Origin of the sequence: Paenibacillus macquariensis (assembly GCF_900156375.1) — a bacterium.
GTDB lineage: Bacteria > Bacillota > Bacilli > Paenibacillales > Paenibacillaceae > Paenibacillus_AQ > Paenibacillus_AQ macquariensis.
The window spans coordinates 249,357-267,480 of record NZ_FTNK01000003.1 but is presented as its reverse complement, the minus strand read 5'-3'; the positions used below and the strand labels follow the sequence as shown (position 1 = coordinate 267,480).

The 18,124-nt window shown below is 40.1% G+C and carries 18 protein-coding genes; 3 read left to right on the top strand and 15 right to left on the bottom strand.

The features are described from left to right. Positions 1-98: 98 nt before the first annotated feature. From BW961_RS07025 to ilvB, 4 genes are all read right to left on the bottom strand, one after another. Entirely contained in the window at positions 99-1,640 is a 1,542-nt protein-coding gene (locus BW961_RS07025; protein ID WP_068582678.1) for a 2-isopropylmalate synthase, read from the bottom strand. Between the two features lie 194 nt (positions 1,641-1,834). After that, positions 1,835-2,827 (bottom strand): ketol-acid reductoisomerase, encoded by a 993-nt coding sequence (gene ilvC / locus BW961_RS07020; RefSeq protein WP_068582675.1) that lies wholly within the window; start codon positions 2,825-2,827, stop codon positions 1,835-1,837. Positions 2,828-3,093: 266 nt separating this feature from the next. Continuing rightward, the gene (gene ilvN / locus BW961_RS07015) at positions 3,094-3,585 is read right to left on the bottom strand and encodes an acetolactate synthase small subunit (protein ID WP_068582673.1); all 492 of its coding nucleotides are present in this window, start codon (positions 3,583-3,585) and stop codon (positions 3,094-3,096) included. A gap of 1 nt (position 3,586) precedes the next feature. Next, on the bottom strand, positions 3,587-5,329 hold the full coding sequence (ilvB, locus tag BW961_RS07010) for a biosynthetic-type acetolactate synthase large subunit (protein WP_068582670.1): 1,743 nt from the start codon (positions 5,327-5,329) through the stop codon (positions 3,587-3,589). Between the two features lie 541 nt (positions 5,330-5,870). On the opposite strand from ilvB, the gene BW961_RS07005 reads away from it, so the two are divergent. Continuing rightward, positions 5,871-6,320, top strand: coding sequence for a GNAT family N-acetyltransferase (locus BW961_RS07005; RefSeq protein WP_068582667.1), 450 nt, complete (start codon positions 5,871-5,873; stop codon positions 6,318-6,320). A 7-nt stretch (positions 6,321-6,327) separates the two neighbouring features. Here BW961_RS07005 and BW961_RS07000 read toward each other — a convergent pair whose 3' ends face one another. The 9 genes from BW961_RS07000 to BW961_RS06960 all read right to left on the bottom strand — a co-directional run bounded on the left by BW961_RS07000 (position 6,328) and on the right by BW961_RS06960 (position 14,593). Next, on the bottom strand, positions 6,328-6,681 hold the full coding sequence (locus BW961_RS07000) for a hypothetical protein (RefSeq protein ID WP_068582664.1): 354 nt from the start codon (positions 6,679-6,681) through the stop codon (positions 6,328-6,330). A 229-nt stretch (positions 6,682-6,910) separates the two neighbouring features. Then, positions 6,911-7,873 carry an ABC transporter permease gene (locus BW961_RS06995; protein ID WP_068582662.1) on the bottom strand — a complete coding sequence of 321 codons (963 nt, stop codon included), beginning with the start codon at positions 7,871-7,873 and terminating at the stop codon, positions 6,911-6,913. Continuing rightward, complete coding sequence (locus BW961_RS06990; RefSeq protein ID WP_068582659.1) at positions 7,874-8,953, bottom strand: ABC transporter permease; 1,080 nt, start codon at positions 8,951-8,953, stop codon at positions 7,874-7,876. Beyond that, positions 8,946-10,484: an ABC transporter ATP-binding protein gene (locus tag BW961_RS06985; protein ID WP_068582656.1), complete on the bottom strand. Its 1,539-nt coding sequence runs from the start codon at positions 10,482-10,484 to the stop codon at positions 8,946-8,948. Before BW961_RS06985 ends, BW961_RS06990 begins: the two co-directional genes overlap by 8 nt. A 132-nt stretch (positions 10,485-10,616) precedes the next feature. Next, a complete protein-coding gene (locus tag BW961_RS06980; RefSeq protein WP_068582654.1) occupies positions 10,617-11,654 on the bottom strand; it encodes a BMP family lipoprotein in 1,038 nt (345 codons plus the stop codon). 325 nt (positions 11,655-11,979) lie between these two features. Then, positions 11,980-12,339: a 50S ribosomal protein L20 gene (gene rplT, locus BW961_RS06975; RefSeq protein ID WP_068582652.1), complete on the bottom strand. Its 360-nt coding sequence runs from the start codon at positions 12,337-12,339 to the stop codon at positions 11,980-11,982. 30 nt (positions 12,340-12,369) lie between these two features. Continuing rightward, a complete protein-coding gene (gene rpmI / locus BW961_RS06970) occupies positions 12,370-12,570 on the bottom strand; it encodes a 50S ribosomal protein L35 (protein WP_068582648.1) in 201 nt (66 codons plus the stop codon). A 17-nt stretch (positions 12,571-12,587) separates the two neighbouring features. Continuing rightward, positions 12,588-13,085 (bottom strand): translation initiation factor IF-3, encoded by a 498-nt coding sequence (infC, locus tag BW961_RS06965; protein WP_068582645.1) that lies wholly within the window; start codon positions 13,083-13,085, stop codon positions 12,588-12,590. A gap of 266 nt (positions 13,086-13,351) precedes the next feature. Continuing rightward, positions 13,352-14,593: a glycosyltransferase family 2 protein gene (locus BW961_RS06960; RefSeq protein WP_068582642.1), complete on the bottom strand. Its 1,242-nt coding sequence runs from the start codon at positions 14,591-14,593 to the stop codon at positions 13,352-13,354. Positions 14,594-15,162: 569 nt separating this feature from the next. On the opposite strand from BW961_RS06960, the gene BW961_RS06955 reads away from it, so the two are divergent. Together BW961_RS06955 and BW961_RS06950 are read left to right on the top strand one after the other, a co-directional pair. Next, positions 15,163-15,690, top strand: a complete 528-nt coding sequence (locus BW961_RS06955) for a phosphatase PAP2 family protein (RefSeq protein WP_068582640.1) — start codon at positions 15,163-15,165, stop codon at positions 15,688-15,690. A 51-nt stretch (positions 15,691-15,741) separates the two neighbouring features. Beyond that, positions 15,742-16,875: an MGDG synthase family glycosyltransferase gene (locus BW961_RS06950; RefSeq protein WP_068583434.1), complete on the top strand. Its 1,134-nt coding sequence runs from the start codon at positions 15,742-15,744 to the stop codon at positions 16,873-16,875. Between the two features lie 37 nt (positions 16,876-16,912). On the opposite strand, the gene trmB is transcribed toward BW961_RS06950, so the two are convergent. Both trmB and BW961_RS06940 read right to left on the bottom strand, forming a co-directional pair. Further along, on the bottom strand, positions 16,913-17,650 hold the full coding sequence (gene trmB, locus BW961_RS06945) for a tRNA (guanosine(46)-N7)-methyltransferase TrmB (protein ID WP_068582637.1): 738 nt from the start codon (positions 17,648-17,650) through the stop codon (positions 16,913-16,915). Between the two features lie 202 nt (positions 17,651-17,852). Further along, positions 17,853-18,038, bottom strand: coding sequence for a hypothetical protein (locus BW961_RS06940; RefSeq protein ID WP_068582634.1), 186 nt, complete (start codon positions 18,036-18,038; stop codon positions 17,853-17,855). Positions 18,039-18,124 lie beyond the last annotated feature (86 nt).

Here is an 18,124-nt window from a genome sequence, read left to right as displayed (position 1 = left end):
ACTAAACGTGCTAATAAATTCTGAATACAAAAATGCAGGTCCAACTCATGAGAATCCATGGTAGGCCTGCATTTCTGTATGTAGTGACCGTATGATGATTACAGATTAACATTCTCACGATTACTGAAAGTAACACGCTTTTCTATCAGTCGATTCAATGCATCAACATAAGCACGTGCGCTAGCTTCTAGTATGTCCGTACTCAGTCCACGTCCCTGTGCAGATACACCATTCTGAGTAAGCACGACATGTACTTCCCCAAGTGCATCTTTCCCATGGGAAACTGATTTAATAGAATAATCATCAAGTGCGACTTCTTCTAACGTAGCTTTGTCAATCGCATTATAGATCGCATCTACCGATCCGTTACCTTCTGCTTCCTCGACCAACACTTCATTCGCTTCTTTAACAATACGAACTTTAGCCGTTGGTACCGAAGTATTTCCATAAGTAACATAAATCGTTTCGAGCTTAAATACTTCAACAGTATCTATAAGTTTCTCTTCAATCAGTGCAAGAAGATCATCATCGGATACTTCTTTCTTCTTATCGGCAAGGTCTTTGAATTTAGCGAAAGCTTCATTCACCTGAAGATCATCCAGCTCATAACCTAAATCAATGAGCTTTTCACGGAATGCATGTCGTCCAGAATGTTTGCCTAGAACAAGCTTACTTTCTTTCAGACCAATCGATTCAGGTGTCATAATCTCATACGTTGTTTTCTCTTTCAACATACCATCTTGATGAATGCCTGACTCATGTGCGAAGGCATTAGCACCAACAATAGCCTTGTTACCAGGAACAACCATCCCAGTTAACTTACTAACTAGGCGACTGGTACGAGCAATCTCTGACAATTGAAGTGAAGTTGTAGCATTAAAGAATGATTGGCGTGTCGCCAAAGCCATCGCTACTTCCTCAATCGCTGTATTTCCAGCACGTTCACCAATCCCATTTATTGTACCTTCAATTTGGTCCGCACCATTCTGAATAGCCGCTAATGTATTGGCTGTTGCCATACCCAGATCGTTGTGACAATGTGCGCTCAATTGAATTTTTTCAACATCAGGTACATTTTCTTTAACAAATTTGAAGATTGCTCCATATTCAGATGGATTCAAATAGCCCACGGTATCTGGAATGTTTACTACAGATGCACCCTCTTTGATGGCCATGCCAACCATTTGAGCTATGAAATCATATTCCGTACGCCCAGCATCCTCCAAAGAGAACTCAATCTTCGAGAAGTACTTACGAGCATAACGGAGCGCAGATTGCGCTGTTTCTAACACTTGTTCCTTGTCCATCCGTAGTTTGTGCTTACGGTGAATCGGTGAAGTTGCTAGAAAAATGTGAATACATGGATCTTGAGCTCCTATTAGAGCTTCACGAACAGCATCAATATCTTGCTCACGAGATCGTGAAAGACCGATGACTGTCACGTCCTTAACCGCTCTTGCAACAGCATTTACAGCTGCAAGATCTCCTGGAGAAGCTGCTGGAAATCCAGCCTCCATACGATCAACACCCAACTTTTCTAATTGGTGTGCAATCTCTACTTTCTCACGCGTATTCAGGTTCACACCTGGAGATTGTTCCCCATCTCTTAACGTAGTGTCAAAAATGTAAATTTTCCGCATGACAGACACCTCCATAACATATATGATTTCCTATTAAAATATCCAATGCAGCTCACGCATGTAAATGTGCACGGCCGCATTGGAATACCCTTTAAACGATATACTTTATCCCTCCAACGTCTTAAAGTACAGATGTGTCAGAGGAGATAGAGTAACTATTTACCAACATTGGTATGATTGAAATTATGATTGAATTATTTCTTGCTCCAATGCATCATTTCACGTAGTTGTGCTCCAACCACTTCAATTGGATGATTTGCTTCGTTACGGCGAGTAGCGTTCATGAAAGCATTGTTAGATTGGTTTTCAAGGATAAAGTCACGAGCAAATTTACCTTGTTGAATATCTGTCAATACAGCTTTCATAGCTTTCTTCGTTTCGTCAGTAATAACGCGTGGACCTGTAACATAGTCACCATATTCAGCTGTGTTCGAGATAGAATCACGCATACTTGCCATTCCACCTTCATAAATCATGTCCACGATCAATTTCATTTCGTGTAGACATTCGAAGTAAGCCATTTCAGGAGCATAACCAGCTTCAGTCAATGTTTCAAATCCTGCTTTAATTAATGCAGTAACTCCGCCACATAGAACCGCTTGCTCACCGAACAAATCAGTTTCTGTTTCTTCACGGAAAGAAGTTTCGATTACTCCTGCACGTGTACAACCAATACCTTTAGCATAAGCTAATCCGATTTCTTTCGCTTTACCTGTTGCATCTTGCTCGATTGCGATCAAACCAGGAACGCCAAATCCTTCTTCATACGTACGACGTACCATATGACCAGGTGATTTAGGTGCTACTAGAAGTACATCATTTCCAGCTGGAGCAACAATTTGTCCAAAATGAACGTTGAAACCATGGGAGAACATCAACGTTGCATCTGATTTAAGATTTGGTGCGATTTCGTTGTTGTATACAGAAGCTTGAGTTTCATCAGGCATAAGGATTTGAATAACATCTGAACGACGAGTTGCTTCCGCTACAGAAAGAACCTCAAAACCATCATTTTTTGCTTTGTTGAATGATTTACCTTCACGAAGTCCGATAACTACGTTCACACCACTATCACGCAAGTTCTGCGCTTGTGCATGTCCTTGGCTACCATAACCAATAACTGCCACCGTTTTTCCTTTCAATACGTTCAAATCTGCGTCTTTTTCATAATAAGTTGTAACTGCCATTTTATAAGTCCTCCTTTAATTTTAAAAGAACCCTCCATGATGATCGAAATTGTTAGAATGCAATTTAGAATTCATCTTCAGTTGATTTCGAAATTGTCATTAATCAATTTTGAATTCATCTTTAAAGAACGGGTGTTTCAAAGATCCACTAAAGATATTGTAGTCATGCGAATCTTTCAAACGCCCGCTCTTTAAGAGAGGGCATTTATCTCATATCATTACATCACATTGTTACATACATTACTTTGTTACATTACTTTGTTACATTACTTTGTGTCATTTCCACGAGTCATTGCCGTAACACCCGTCCGAGATATCTCACGGATACCGTAAGGTTTAAGTAATTCAATCATAGCATCAATTTTGATTGTATCTCCGACAACTTGAACCATCAGGCTATGCGTACCAATATCGACAACCGATGCACGAAACGTCTCCACGATACCCATAATTTCTGGACGTTCACTTGTTTCGGAATTCACCTTAATAAGAGCTAATTCACGATCTACCATAGGTTTGGAACCCAAATCAATAACTTTTATAACATCAATCAGTTTATACAACTGCTTTTCGATCTGTTCTAATGTTTTTTCGTCTCCAATCGTTACTACAACCATCCGAGATAATCCTACTTCTTCAGACTGTCCAACCGTGATACTTTCAATATTGAACCCACGTCTACCAAAAAGTCCTGAAACCCGTTGAAGTACACCTGGTTGATCATTCACAAGTATCGAAATCGTATGTCTCATACTCATATTACTCATCCCCCATCAACATTTGATCAATGGTCGAACCCTGAGTAACCATCGGATATACATTTTCGTGCTTGTTAACAACGAAATCCAATAGTACTGGACCTGGTGTATCAAGCGCTTCTTGCCATGCAAGACGTGCTTCCTCTTTCGTCGTTGCCCGAAGTCCCTTAACACCATAAGCTTCCGCTAATTTAACAAAATCAGGACTACCTGCAAGATCAATATGACTATACCGATTCTCATAGATAAGCTCTTGCCACTGGCGTACCATTCCTAATACTTGATTATTGATTATAACGATCTTAACAGGAATATTATTAATAGCACAAATTGCTAATTCCTGTGAACACATCTGAATGCCTCCATCTCCATTGATGGAGATAACCAAACGTTCTGGTTGAGCCATCTGTGCACCAATCGCCGATGGTAAACCAAATCCCATCGTTCCAAGTCCACCTGACGTAATCCAAGATCTTGGATGATTGAACTTATAGTATTGTGCTGCCCACATTTGATGTTGTCCTACATCCGTTGTAACAATGGCTTCACCTTTTGTCGTTTCATTTAACATTTCGATAACCCACTGAGGTTTCAATACGTCATCTGAGTCTGTATATCTGAAAGGATATTCTTGCTTCCACTGTTGAAGTTGCGTTCTCCAAGCATCCGCTTTGTCGGTATGACTCACTAACGGGTTAATCATCTCAAGAACTGTCTTCACGTCACCCACAATAGGAATATCTACCGCTACATTCTTACCGATCTCTGCTGGATCAATATCAATGTGTACAATTTTGGCATGAGGTGCAAATCCATTTAATTTCCCCGTTACACGGTCATCAAATCGAGCTCCAATATTAATCAGAAGATCACATTGTTGAATCGCGTTGTTCGATGTATAGGTACCATGCATTCCCGGCATTCCCGTCCATAACTCATGTCCGCTTGGGAATGCACCAAGTCCAAGGAGTGTTGTTGTAATTGGAATGCCCGTACGTGTTGCAAATTCGAATAGCTCTTCATGTGCCCCAGAGTAGATCACGCCTCCGCCTGCAAGAATAAAAGGACGTTTCGCTTCACTAATGGCTTGTGCTAACTTATCTAATTGCAATTTATTAGGTACCGTACGTGGATTGTAGCCTCTAACATTAACATCTTCAACGGGTTTAAACAGCGTCATTGCCGCAGAAACATCCTTCGGAATATCAATTAGTACCGGACCTTTACGTCCTGTATTAGCAATGTGGAATGCTTCATGAATCACTCTAGGTAAGTCTTCAACATCTCTTACCAAGTAGCTATGCTTCGTAATTGGCATTGTAATTCCAGTAATATCCGCTTCTTGGAACGCATCCGTTCCAATCAAAGTTGTAGCCACATTTCCTGTGATGACAACCATTGGCACAGAATCCATATATGCTGTAGCAATTCCTGTAACTAGGTTTGTTGCTCCAGGTCCAGAAGTTGCAATACAGACACCCACTTTACCGCTAGCTCTTGCATATCCATCTGCTGCATGTATTGCTCCCTGTTCATGACGCGTTAATAGGTGCTTGAAATCATCGAAGCCATACATCGCATCATAAATATACAGTACAGCTCCACCAGGATAACCAAACACACAATCTACACCCTCCAATAAAAGGCTGCGTAGCAATACTTCCGAGCCAGTAATGACTTCCGGTTTCATCCATTTCTCTCGTAATTGCTCTGTTGACGTCTGCTTTGGAATTTGCTCGTTCATCAGTCATCCCCCTCTCAAGATTACACCTAGTTTAATATTTTGGTACAAAAAAAACCTTCGTCCTTCACAACAGACTTATCTCTGTGTGAGGGACGAAAGTTTATAACTTCCGTGGTACCACCCAAGTTTGCTTTAAGTTTCGCAACAAAAAGCCTTATCAAGTATAATTTCTTATACCTGTGGTCTATAACGTGGACCAATCGATTTTCCCTAATAGGCATTCATGCTTTTCAGGAAAACAGCTCAGAGGTGAGCTCGTATAAAAGGGATTTTGGTGGAGGTTGCAGCAAATCCTCTCACTCTCTGTACTAAGAGCCCTTAAAACTTCGTCCTCTTCATTGCCGATGACATAATTTAGTCGTTAAAATGTTACATGTATTATATGATCCATCCACCACTATAGTCAATACCCATATTTTAAATTTATTTATGAATGGATTTTTCTTCATAGTATTTTGTTTCCAAATTGTAGCACACAGTCTCCCCCATAACACATATGATGCAATAAATTTACTGACTAGTGAGGGGAGGAATTACCTGCATGATCCGTTACAGAAGACCCAAACAGGATGATTCCACTATTATGCAATTAATTGAAACTGAACTTGTACCATTATCAAGTATGGATGAAAAACAAATCTTAGATATAAAAAAAGACCTACCGAAACGCTTAACAACTGGCGTTACTCTTGTGGCTTCACCTTACTATGAGGGGGATGCCGTAGGATTTGTCCATTTCATGTTGCACGGTGACTTATTATATATCGATATGTTGGCCGTTGCACCCGCTGCACAGCGCAAGCGCTGGGGAAACTTGTTAATGGTTCAAGCAGAGCGATTTGCGCTGTCTCGCGGATGCAAACGATCCAAAGTCATGGTAGATACCATCAATACAATCGGACTTACCTTTTATAAAAAATTAGGATATACTCCTACCCGTATACATCCATCCAGTAAAATTTATGAACTGGAAAAGCAACTACAGAGCTAATCCGAATTTAGAAGAACCCACCATAAGGTGGATATCCTCCGCCATACGGGTTACCATAGTTTCCGTAAGGATTGTGAACGGTATTAGGGACGACATTAGGGACAACTTTCGGTCCGCCAAAACCACCATATCCGAAACCACCTGTCACATAGGGTGCTGTTCCAATAGCCAACAAATCAAATAACACCAATGGGATAATGGCTTTAGTCTGTACTTTATTCCTTGAGTTTCGTTGCATGATGAGACGATTCCCAGAAATTCTCAACAATTTACCGGATACAAGCGTACCGTCCTTTTTAGTTGCAACAATATTTTTCCCGATCCATCTACGTGCTTGTGCCTTCGTAACCGAGTGCTTCATGTTCTCCCTCCTCCTTATCGTTTCAAATACATTGTATTCTAGGGATTGACCTATCGCTTGTTCATTAGCCCTATTCAATGCCCAAGTAACAGATGATAGGTACAGGGATGCAAGAAATACGCTACAAAAAGTACAGATCTATATGTCTTCCTCTTCTGTATAATTAAAAAAACACCACATCCCTTCAAAAAAGGAGTGTGGTGTTTTGCATTTCAACTTCTTCTAGCTTTTAACGTTTACCTGGATCGTAAGGTTCACCTAACGCCGAAGGTGCAGATGACCTTCCAACTGCAGCTACTAGTACAAGAATCGTTAATACATATGGGAGCATGTAAATGAAATCTTGAGGGATATTACTTGCCCAATCAAATAACTGAAAATAACTACCCATAGCTTGGAATAGACCGAATAACACAGCAGCTCCAAGCGCCCCAATTGGATTCCATTTCCCAAAAATCATCGCAGCGATAGCGATAAATCCTTGTCCTGAAATTGTATTATGAGCAAACATACTCGTCGTCGTTAGTGCAATGGTTGCACCACCAAGAGCTGCCAAAGCACCACTCATCATAACTCCAATATAACGCATACGACTCACTTTAATACCCATCGTATCCGCAGCACTAGGATGCTCCCCTACTGCACGTAAACGCATGCCAAACGTTGTCTTGAAAAGAACGTAATACGATACAAATACCAAAATAACAGCTAAATATGTCGTTGGGTAATGATGAAAAAACACTTCCCCAATAAAAGGAATATCAGACAATCCGGAAATATTAGTTTTCCGGAACACTTCTTGTAACAGCGGTGTTTCTCCCTCACCGTTAAAGAGAAGTCTAACTAAATACAATGTACTTCCTGCAGCTAAAAAGTTAATAACGATACCACTGATCGTTTGATCTGCTTTAAAAGTTATCGAGGCTACGGCATGAATTAGAGAAGCAATCACACCCATTACAACCGCTGCCAATAATCCAATATATGGTGATGCAGCACCCATGCCTGCACCCTCAGCATAATAAGTTCCTACGGCAGCAGCAAAAGCTCCAAAGACCATAAGCCCTTCAAGACCAATATTAACTACGCCGGAACGTTCCGAGAAAATACCTCCCATAGAAGCAAAGATAAGTGCTGTAGAAAACACCAGCGTTGTGTTGATAAGTTGGCCAATCGTTGTTATCCAGTCCATTTACAACACCTTCTCTTTCTTACGTTTGAGGTATAAAGGCTTAAGTACCCAGCGTACAATTCCTTGTGCAGCAATAAAGAATATAATGGAACCAATCACAATTCGAATGATTTCCGGAGGAACTCCCGCACCGAAACTCATACCCGATGAACCGGATGTCAATGTTCCAAAGAGCGCAGCACCAAGAATCGTTCCGAACGGATGATTCATACCAATCAAAGCTACCGCAATTCCATCAAACCCAATACCAGGTGACCCTGTGAATATGTCTTGATAATGGAAGACACCGAGTACCTGAAAAGCACCACCAAGGCCAGCAAAAACACCACTGATGAACATCGCCTTCACAATATTGCGTTTCACATTCATACCTGCGTACTCCGCTGCATTTGGATTATGTCCTACGGCTCTAAGCTCATAACCCTGTTTACTCTTCCACATATATACATAGAAGAACACAGCAGCTAATACTGCTAACAAGGTACCCATATGCATACGTGCATTATCCATCAACATGGACAATCCTTGTAGGGATATGGATGCTGTCGGTTGAATGTCTACTGATTTCTGTTGACCTTCCTGAAGCAAAAAGGTTCTCACAATATAATTACTGAAATACAAAGCCGTCCAATTCAGCATTATCGAGACGATAACTTCATTTACGCCACGTTTCGCTTTTAGATAACCAACAATACCTGCCCACAGACCACCACACAACCCTCCAGCAATGATCGCTAGCGGAGCATGAATCAAGGCTGGTAAACCTGTAATCTTAATACCAATAATGGATGCAGCCGTCATTCCAATGAGAAACTGTCCTTCAGCACCAATATTGAATAGACCTGCACGAAAGGCAAAAGCAACAGCCAAACCTGTCATGATAAGAGGTGTGATCTCACGAATCGTCTCACCAAAACCATACGCATCCCCAAATACAGATGTAAAGAGTGAACTGTATGCAAGTATCGGATCATATCCACCTGCAAGCATAATCACCGCACCCACAATAAGTCCAAATATCACTGCAACCACAGGAATAATGAGACTATCAAGCGTAAATATTTTCAGCAATTTATTCATGTTGCTTACCTCCCGATGTACTACCAGACATCATTAAACCCAACTCTTGATCATTTGTCTGTTCAGGCAGTACTTCTCCGACAATTCGACCTTCATAGATCACGACAATTCTGTCTGCTACATTCATAATTTCATCTAATTCAAAAGATATAAGCATGACAGCTTTCCCTTGATCTCGTTGAGAGATAAGTTGTTGTTGTACGAACTCAATCGCACCTACATCTAATCCACGGGTAGGTTGGGCTGCAATTAGAAGTTCAGGCTTTTTATCTATTTCCCGGGCTATAATCGCCTTTTGTTGATTACCACCAGATAGCGATCTTGCTTTCGTCTCTATACTCGGTGTTCGCACATCGAATGCTTCGATTAATTTCTTTGCTTGTTTATCAATTTCTTGCTGATTCAAGAAACCGCCTTTATTAAATGGAGCCTTGTAATATGTTTCTAGAACCATATTCTCACTCATCGAGAAATCAAGCACTAGCCCATGCTTATGACGATCTTCTGGGATATGAGATACGCCTTGTTCTGACACAAATCGCGGGGTACGATTCGCAAGTTCCATCCCCTTCATTGTCACTGAGCCACTGTCCACTTTGCGTAAACCCGTTAAAGCCTCAATAAGTTCACTTTGTCCGTTCCCATCAACGCCCGCAACACCAAGTATTTCACCTGCTCTTACATCCAGGGACAATCCATCGAGAACAGAGACACCCTCTTTATTCTTCAACATGAGATCCCGAACTTCTAGAATTGATTCTCCTGGGGTAGCAGCTTTTTTATCAATTTTGAAAGAAACATTTCGACCGACCATTTTTTCTGCTAACGTATTGGGATCTGTTTCTGATGTCTTCAATGTATCTACAACTTTACCACGCCGTATAATCGTTACTGCATCAGAAATGTGCATAATCTCTTTAAGCTTATGCGTGATCAGAATAATAGATTTACCTTCGTCTACCAGACGTCTCATAATAGACATAAGGTCAGTGATTTCCTGTGGTGTTAACACCGCAGTTGGTTCATCAAATATAAGAATATCTGCACCACGATAAAGGGTTTTTAGTATTTCAACTCTTTGTTGCATACCTACCGAAATTTCAGAAACTTTAGAATTAGGATCTACTTTCAAACCATATTGATCAGATAGACTTTTGATCTTCGCTGTTGCTGTCTTGTAATCAAGATGGAATCCTAATTTCTTGGGCTCCATACCTAAAATAATGTTCTCTGTTACTGTAAAGGGTTGTACAAGCTTAAAATGCTGATGCACCATGCCAATGCCCAGTTCAATTGCCTTATTCGGATTATCGATACTGACAGGTTTACCTTTTATTTCAATGCTTCCTTCATCAGGTTGGTATAATCCGAATAAAATATTCATTAGTGTGGATTTCCCCGCACCATTCTCCCCCAACAGCGCAAGGATTTCTCCCTTATGCAACTTCAGACTAATAGAATCGTTGGCAACAATGCCGGAAAATCGCTTTGTAATTTGCTTTAGCTCCACGACTGGGTTTGCTGCATCCATGTTATCACCCTTATACTTTATTTATAGTCTCGTCCAAACGAAAGGCTTACACGTAAGAACAAGGCCAGTCATAATAACTAGCCTTGTCATTTGTAGCCTTCATTTTTTGTTTGTAGTCGTTAAAGATTGCGACTATTTCTTTGCAACTTCTTGCGGAACTTTAATTTCACCGCTAATAATCTTAGCTTTATAATCTTCTACTAACGCTAATACATCAGCAGGAACATTCTTATCAGATGTTTTAGCAATACCTACGCCATCATCTTTTAGACCAAGTTCAATTGTTCCACCTTTGAATGTACCATCAATAACTTCTTTGGATACTCTTTGAACAGCTGCATCAACACCCTTAACCATCGATGTCAAAGTAACTTCATCCCCAAATTCCAATGATTGGTCTTTATCTACACCGATAACCCAGACCTTCTCACCGTTCTTAACACGTGCAGTTGCTTCGTTAAATACGCCTGTTCCCGTTGCACCAGCCGCGTGGAAAACGATATCTACGCCAGAATTATACATGTTGGATGCGATGACTTTACCTTGGTCCGGCTTATCAAATGCACCAGCATAAACATTATCCACTTTAATTTTAGGATCCACAGCAGCTACGCCAGCATTAAATCCAGCTTGGAAGCGTGTAATAACTGGAATTGGTGCTCCACCTACGAAGCCAACTTTACCTGTTTTTGTCATTTTAGCTGCAACAACACCAACCAAAAATGCACCTTCGTGCTCAGAGAAAGTAACCGATTGCACATTCGGTGAATCTACTACAGCATCAATAATAGCAAGCTTAGCATCTGGGTTCTGATCAGCTACAGTTTTCATATCTGCACCAAGATCAAATCCAATTCCCCACGTTAGAGCGTATCCACCTTTAACATACTTGTTAAGGTTAGGTGTGTAATCTGCTTTACTCTTACTTTGTAGGTATGTTGCTTTTGCACCTGTATCCTTTTCGATAGTCTTAAGTGCTTCCCACGCAGATTGGTTAAAGGACTTATCATTAACTCCACCGACGTCAGTAACCATACCGATTTTCATATCCGATTTAGCGCCACCAGTAGCTGCCTCACCTGCTGGCTTTTCCTCATTTTTACCACAACCAGCTAAAACTACAGATAAAGACAATGCCAATACAAGTGATGCGTTAAGTATTTTCTTCATTTTTCCTTTTCCCCCTTAAGAATGTATCCCTAACAATTGAAGGGACCTTCAATGAACAAATTATACAATCAAAATGTGATAAAATCCAGTAAATTACTCACTCTATGTCAACTTATTTAAATAAATGAAGATAAGAAAGCGCTTTATCGGTTTAAAACATACAAGCGTTACCGAAGAGGTGTTATATTATGTAACATGAAATCACTTGTTTCGTTAGCTTTAATTCCATTAAAAAATCGACGTTTGATCCCATTTTACTCATACTATTTCCATTTCCCCAAGAAAAAAACCGCCATAAGCTAGCGGTTTTTATTATTACAAGATCTTAAGCATTAATTTTTTCTTTAGCAACAGCTGCGATCGAATTAAATGCGTTGATATCATGAACAGCCAAATCAGCAAGCATCTTACGGTTAATATCAACACCAGCTAATTTCAAGCCGTGCATTAATTTGTTGTAAGACAATCCATTCATACGTGCTGCAGCATTAATACGTACGATCCATAGTCTACGGAAATTACGTTTAGTCTGACGACGGTCACGGTATGCATAAACCAATGATTTCATTACTTGTTCTTTTGCTGTTTTAAAAATACGGTGTTTGGAACCAAAATAACCTTTAGCGAGTTTCAATACTTTCTTATGTCTACGACGAACGACAAATCCGCCTTTTACTCTTGCCATATTAGTAAACCTCCCAATAATTGTTGTTAACTATCTCAAGTTAGATAAGCCTTGTTTTAGACGTTTAACGTCTCCTGGTGCCATCGTCGGGTTCGTGCCAAGTACACGTTTTTGACGTTTGGATTTATGTGACAAAAGATGGTTTTTGAACGCTTTATAGCGCATTACTTTACCTGTTCCGGTAATTTTAAAGCGGCCTTTAAGACTGCTATGTGTTTTCATTTTAGGCATTGTAGTTCCTCCTCGGATTATTGAGCTTTAGGAGCCAATATCATAATCATACTGCGACCTTCAAGCTTCGGGAAACGCTCAACACTGGAGTGTTCAGCTACTTCTTCTTTCACACGTTCCAGAATCTTCTGTCCAATGCTTGCATGTGCAATTTCACGTCCACGGAAACGTACAGAGCATTTAACCTTGTCGCCTTCTTTTAAGAATTTAACGACGTTACGAAGTTTAGTCTGGTAATCATGTTCGTCAATGTTTGCTCTGAACCATACTTCTTTGGTATCAACGATTTTCTGGTTCTTGCGAGCTTCTTTGTCTTTCTTCTGCTGCTCATAGCGGAACTTGCCGTAATCCATGATGCGGCACACCGGCGGTTTAGCCTGAGGCGCTACATTTACCAAATCGAGATTAAGATCCGTTGCCATCTGCAGCGCTTCACGAATCGGAGTAATACCGATTTGCTCTCCTTCTGCACCCACCAACCGGACCTCTTTGGCCCGAATTTCGTCATTGATCATATGTTCCTTACTGATAACCGTCCACCTCCAAATTGATTCATTGCTCAATCCGTAAAACAAATAAAGGGATGCTGGTTCAATCTACCAGCATCCCTATTGATCAATTCTTCATGAAATATTCCATTCATAAATCACTGGATCAAATACCAGCCAACTAATCTTTCATTGGTCAGGTGAGAAGCCGGTGCTTCTGCTTAAATCCAAATATTCATTTAACATGCTTGAATAATATATCATATCAGCCATAGCGATGTCAACTATAACCGTTATACTTGTTTACTCTGTACAACTTCTTCCATTCTAACCACACGAGTATGCTCTGTATGGCTCCACGTTTTATTGTTCTGTGTAAAGAATGCATAGACTGTTATCGGGTACCACGAAAGCAGGTAGATCGGAAACAGAATCAGATACTGATAAACCTTTTTATACGTTACTTTCTCCAAGGCCATAGCAACGAAGAAAGTTGAAATATTAGCAAAAATCGCTACAAAACTTAACCAAAATGGTAAGTACCCATATATATTAACAATGTTAGGTCCACCAAAGAAAGCCATATCTACCCACATTGTCGCCGTCATAAGAAACGTCAGGAGGACGATATATACGTTCACTCCATACAAAGCTAAATCAAATTTAACTAAGCTGCGTTCCTTAATACTTTGCCATAGTAGTGGGAAAAAGTATCTACGCGCTACTGTAAAGTGTCCTTGCATCCAACGAAGACGTTGTCTTGATGAAGCTTTGAAAGTGAGTGGTTTCTCATCAAATACTTTGGCATCATAATTGAATTTAGGATATACGTTATTTTGAACACTACGCATCGTAAATTCAAGATCCTCAACCAAACTTGTAGCTCCCCAACCCATTTCTTTCAGCAATTTCGTCTCGAAACACATTCCGGTACCACCTAAGAAGTTAGCCATATTCAAATTGTGACGAGATAACTGCCACAAGCGATTGATGTACCAATATGAAATTCCATAAGCGGCTGTAATCCATGAATCTTCTGGATTCTTGGTATCAATGTATCCCTGGATAACACGTGCGCCCCCAGATAGATCATCATTCATTTCGCTGAGGAAATTCGGTGCTGCCAAATTATCTGCGTCAAACATAACAATGGCGTCATATTCACGTGGCATATTCCATAGTTCCTTCAACATCCACTCAATCGCGTACCCTTTACCCCGAAGGTTAGGATTCGTGCGTTCACAAGCATTCATGCCATGTGCACGAACGATATCTGCTGTACTGTCAGTACAGTTGTCACAAATAACAAACACATCATACAGTTCTTGCGGATAATCAAGCTTTTTCAAATTCTCCATAAGAGCACCAACGACCTGCTCTTCATTATGTGCCGCAACTAACACGGCGAATGATTTGGTTGTTGGAAAATGTTCTTTCTTCTTTTTCCTATACAGACCAAATAAAGAGAATGTAAATTGGTACACACCTATCACGGCCAAAACAAGCTGGAGCGCGACGAAAATAGCGTCTATCATAATTCTCTTAACCCCCCTTTTTTACCCTTCAATACTTCTCTTTTTCTCTTGTTCTCTTTTTCTCTGTCTCTTTTATGACCCTTTTTGAACATGTCGTTTTTATTACCCTAATAATAATGTATGTTTTTGAATACTTTGTCAAAAGGCCTTAGACCCTTCCTGATCCAAAAATAAGATAAGAGCCGTTATTTAACGGTGCTGTAGTATTCAAGTCTCATCATACTGATGATTAGTTCTTATTTTCATCCATTTGCTAATAATTTATTTCTCTTCCCTCCTTTTTTTATATTCCATTTCCTATATGAAATGATTGTTCCTATATAAACAGACGTAATAAGCACCGAAAAAGTTGACCTACTGATTTAATTTGTTTAACCAATTTGTTTGCATCCTGAATCATTGTACGTTCTAAATAGGGTGAAAGTCAAAAAGCACTGATCCTATTTATACGTTTTGCTTGAAAATTTAAGCAATTAAAAATATGATGAAATGAATAGATTAAGATATGGAAATGATACTAAAGGCTCACTGCCGAACGCCAAGGCCTAAGGCCATAGGAGAGGAATAACATGAGACAACTCATCTTTAGACTTCAGAAATTGGATCAGCGTTTATTCCAATGGATTAACGGTCGGCTACATAATCATCTCCTAAATTTCTTCCTATATTATCTAACCCATTTGGGAGGGGCTACATTCACCATAAGTGCAAGTTTATTAGCATGGGCATTCGGTTCACCTTCATGGAGTACCGCTGGGGCACAAGCAGCTGTTGCGCTTGCTATAAGCCATATTCCTGTTGCTATAGCTAAGAAGCTATACCCACGAATTAGACCTTATCTAGCTTTGCCAGATACGAATACATTCCGTAATCCATTAAGCGATCATTCATTTCCATCGGGCCATACGACTGCAGCATTCGCCACTTCGGTTCCTTTTATAGCTGCAATTCCTGAATTGTTACCACTATTTCTTAGTCTCAGTATCATCGTTGGTTTTTCTAGAATTTATCTTGGACTTCATTATCCGTCAGATGTTCTGGCAGGCGTTGTTATTGGTACATCCGTAGCCACAATGACAGTTGCAATATGGACCTAAAGTGGATATGGTTATAATATGGAAAACCTTGCAGGAATAGGTGATTGTAAAGTGATTAAAAAAAGAGTGTTATTGTTATCCGAAGGCTTTGGTGCAGGGCATACTCAAGCAGCTTATGCACTCGCCAGCAGTATTCGTAAACTGTCACCAGATATTCAGACAAAGGTGCTTGAGCTCGGTAGCTTCTTGAATCCTAGAGTTGCTCCATTGATCATTACAGCTTACAAAAAAACGATCACTTCCCAACCTCGTTTGGTTGGTTTGATGTATAAACATCAATATAAGAAACCCCTCAATCGTCTTACGACTTTAGCACTACATCGTATCTTTTATACGCATACTCGAAATGTCGTAAATCAGCTTCGCCCAGATGTTATTGTATGTACCCACCCTATTCCAAATGCCGTCATTTCTCGGCTAAAACGTTTAGGCGTAAATGTTCCTTTGTGTACTGTTATTACGGATTACGATGCCCACGGTACGTGGATCAGCTCCGAAGTGGATCGATTTCTAGTCTCTACGCCTGAGGTCAAATACAAGCTTATGCGACGTGGTGTTCCATTATCTCACATTCTTGTTACAGGAATACCTGTGCACCCCAACTTTTGGGAGCACCCTAGTAAGGAAACCATTCGTGAAAAATTCCATTTCAAGGATATGCCAACGGTATTAGTCATGGCAGGTGGTTGGGGTATTACTAGCGATGACATTGTGAATGACTATCTTTCAAATTGGAGCGATCGTATTCAGATCATATTTTGTCTTGGGAATAATGACAAATCGCGTCTCAAAATGGAAAGTGATCCTAAATATAATCATCCTAACATTCATTTATTCGGTTTCGTCAAAGAAATCGACCAATTCATGGAGGTTTCTGATGTACTCATCACAAAACCTGGAGGAATGACTTGTTCTGAAGGGTTATCCAAAGGAATTCCGATGCTATTCCATCACCCTCTTCCGGGTCAAGAGGAAGAGAATTGCCAATACTTCACAGCTCAAGGCTTAGGCGAGCCCATTACTTCGATCGCTGTTATTGAGAAATGGATGAACAAGTTGATCTATGAATATATAAAAATTAGCAATCGTAGACAGAAACATCTCGATAACATCGCAAAATATCATCCAATGCAAAGTGCCAAGAGTATTATTGATATGTTTGAACTAAACAAGGTGCCCTCATAAGAGGGCACCTTGTTTAGTCTAATTTAGGTTTAATAACTCACACTTCTGACGGCTTATTCTCTTGAAGTCGATACTTCTTCAACCGCTCATCCATATATCGCTGTAATGCCTGTTCACCAACGATGACTTCACAGCGGTTAATATACATTCCTTTACCTACGAACTTAGATTCATACTCCGTCATGACGTTCCATTCAGGAAGACCTTCACGGTGTAGATCTAAAGAAATGTTATTCATGTGTAATCCATAATCAGCAAATGAGTTCAATGAGAATTCAAACAAGGTCTGCGAATCGGTCTTAAGGTGAATTTCTCCATTTGAATTCAGAAGCGACACATACTTCTCTAAGAAACGTGGATGTGTCAGACGACGTCTACCATGCTTAGCTTTCGGCCATGGATCACTGAAATTAAGATATACACGCTCTAATTCATCTACTTCAAATATCTCATCTGCATACTCTACGTTAGCAAATGCCAATCGTACATTTGGTGGAAGCGTGAACTCACTTTCAGACCATACATTCATGGCTTTCTCGGCAGCGCGCCGAATCAACTCATCATACATATCGATACCAATGAAATTTATGTTCGGATTGTTAAAGCTCATTTGGCTAATGAATTGTCCTTTGCCCATTCCAAACTCAACATGGATAGGATTATCGTTCCCAAACAAGGATGCCCATTTTCCTTTATACTCTTTAGGGTCTAGAATAACGAGTTCCTTCTGTTCCTCTAGACTTTCTCTTATGCCTTTTCTACCACGTAAACGCATGTTTTCCCTCCGCTTTCATTTCTATATGGATTCAAATCAAGAGATCATTCCCGAAAGTCATCACTATTGCAATATTGTGCCGAAGTTCTAAGCAAATGTAAAGAGCCAAAGAAAAAAGAATTCTGTTCCCTCAGAAAAATAGGGGAGGTACAGAATTCCTTATCCATTATATTTGAAATTTGGTCCAACAAAATCACAAATCTTAAACTGTTGGATCGTCTTTTTGAATATTGAATGTCTTCTCAAATGCATTACGAATCTTTCTTTGAGCCGCTGCTTTCACTTCATGATTTCCGTTAAATTCTACACCTGTTAATGAAAGAGCTTCATCCGGAGTCAAATCTACTGCAATCGTATTGTTTCCATCAAGCTGAGCTATTGAATTCATACAAATCACCTCACGGATTATTATGTTTCATAACGTCATAAACTATGAATTCTAGTATTCAAATCCTGATTATTAGTGTCTGACGC

What these genes read in the sequence shown, in the direction of transcription:
- BW961_RS07025 (WP_068582678.1), bottom strand. Translation starts at nt 1,640, where the DNA reads ATGCGGAAAATTTACATTTTTGACACTACGTTAAGAGATGGGGAACAA.
- ilvC (WP_068582675.1), bottom strand. Translation starts at nt 2,827, where the DNA reads ATGGCAGTTACAACTTATTATGAAAAAGACGCAGATTTGAACGTATTG.
- ilvN (WP_068582673.1), bottom strand. Translation starts at nt 3,585, where the DNA reads ATGAGTATGAGACATACGATTTCGATACTTGTGAATGATCAACCAGGT.
- ilvB (WP_068582670.1), bottom strand. Translation starts at nt 5,329, where the DNA reads ATGAACGAGCAAATTCCAAAGCAGACGTCAACAGAGCAATTACGAGAG.
- BW961_RS07005 (WP_068582667.1), top strand. Translation starts at nt 5,871, where the DNA reads ATGATCCGTTACAGAAGACCCAAACAGGATGATTCCACTATTATGCAA.
- BW961_RS07000 (WP_068582664.1), bottom strand. Translation starts at nt 6,681, where the DNA reads ATGAAGCACTCGGTTACGAAGGCACAAGCACGTAGATGGATCGGGAAA.
- BW961_RS06995 (WP_068582662.1), bottom strand. Translation starts at nt 7,873, where the DNA reads ATGGACTGGATAACAACGATTGGCCAACTTATCAACACAACGCTGGTG.
- BW961_RS06990 (WP_068582659.1), bottom strand. Translation starts at nt 8,953, where the DNA reads ATGAATAAATTGCTGAAAATATTTACGCTTGATAGTCTCATTATTCCT.
- BW961_RS06985 (WP_068582656.1), bottom strand. Translation starts at nt 10,484, where the DNA reads ATGGATGCAGCAAACCCAGTCGTGGAGCTAAAGCAAATTACAAAGCGA.
- BW961_RS06980 (WP_068582654.1), bottom strand. Translation starts at nt 11,654, where the DNA reads ATGAAGAAAATACTTAACGCATCACTTGTATTGGCATTGTCTTTATCT.
- rplT (WP_068582652.1), bottom strand. Translation starts at nt 12,339, where the DNA reads ATGGCAAGAGTAAAAGGCGGATTTGTCGTTCGTCGTAGACATAAGAAA.
- rpmI (WP_068582648.1), bottom strand. Translation starts at nt 12,570, where the DNA reads ATGCCTAAAATGAAAACACATAGCAGTCTTAAAGGCCGCTTTAAAATT.
- infC (WP_068582645.1), bottom strand. Translation starts at nt 13,085, where the DNA reads ATGATCAATGACGAAATTCGGGCCAAAGAGGTCCGGTTGGTGGGTGCA.
- BW961_RS06960 (WP_068582642.1), bottom strand. Translation starts at nt 14,593, where the DNA reads ATGATAGACGCTATTTTCGTCGCGCTCCAGCTTGTTTTGGCCGTGATA.
- BW961_RS06955 (WP_068582640.1), top strand. Translation starts at nt 15,163, where the DNA reads ATGAGACAACTCATCTTTAGACTTCAGAAATTGGATCAGCGTTTATTC.
- trmB (WP_068582637.1), bottom strand. Translation starts at nt 17,650, where the DNA reads ATGCGTTTACGTGGTAGAAAAGGCATAAGAGAAAGTCTAGAGGAACAG.
- BW961_RS06940 (WP_068582634.1), bottom strand. Translation starts at nt 18,038, where the DNA reads ATGAATTCAATAGCTCAGCTTGATGGAAACAATACGATTGCAGTAGAT.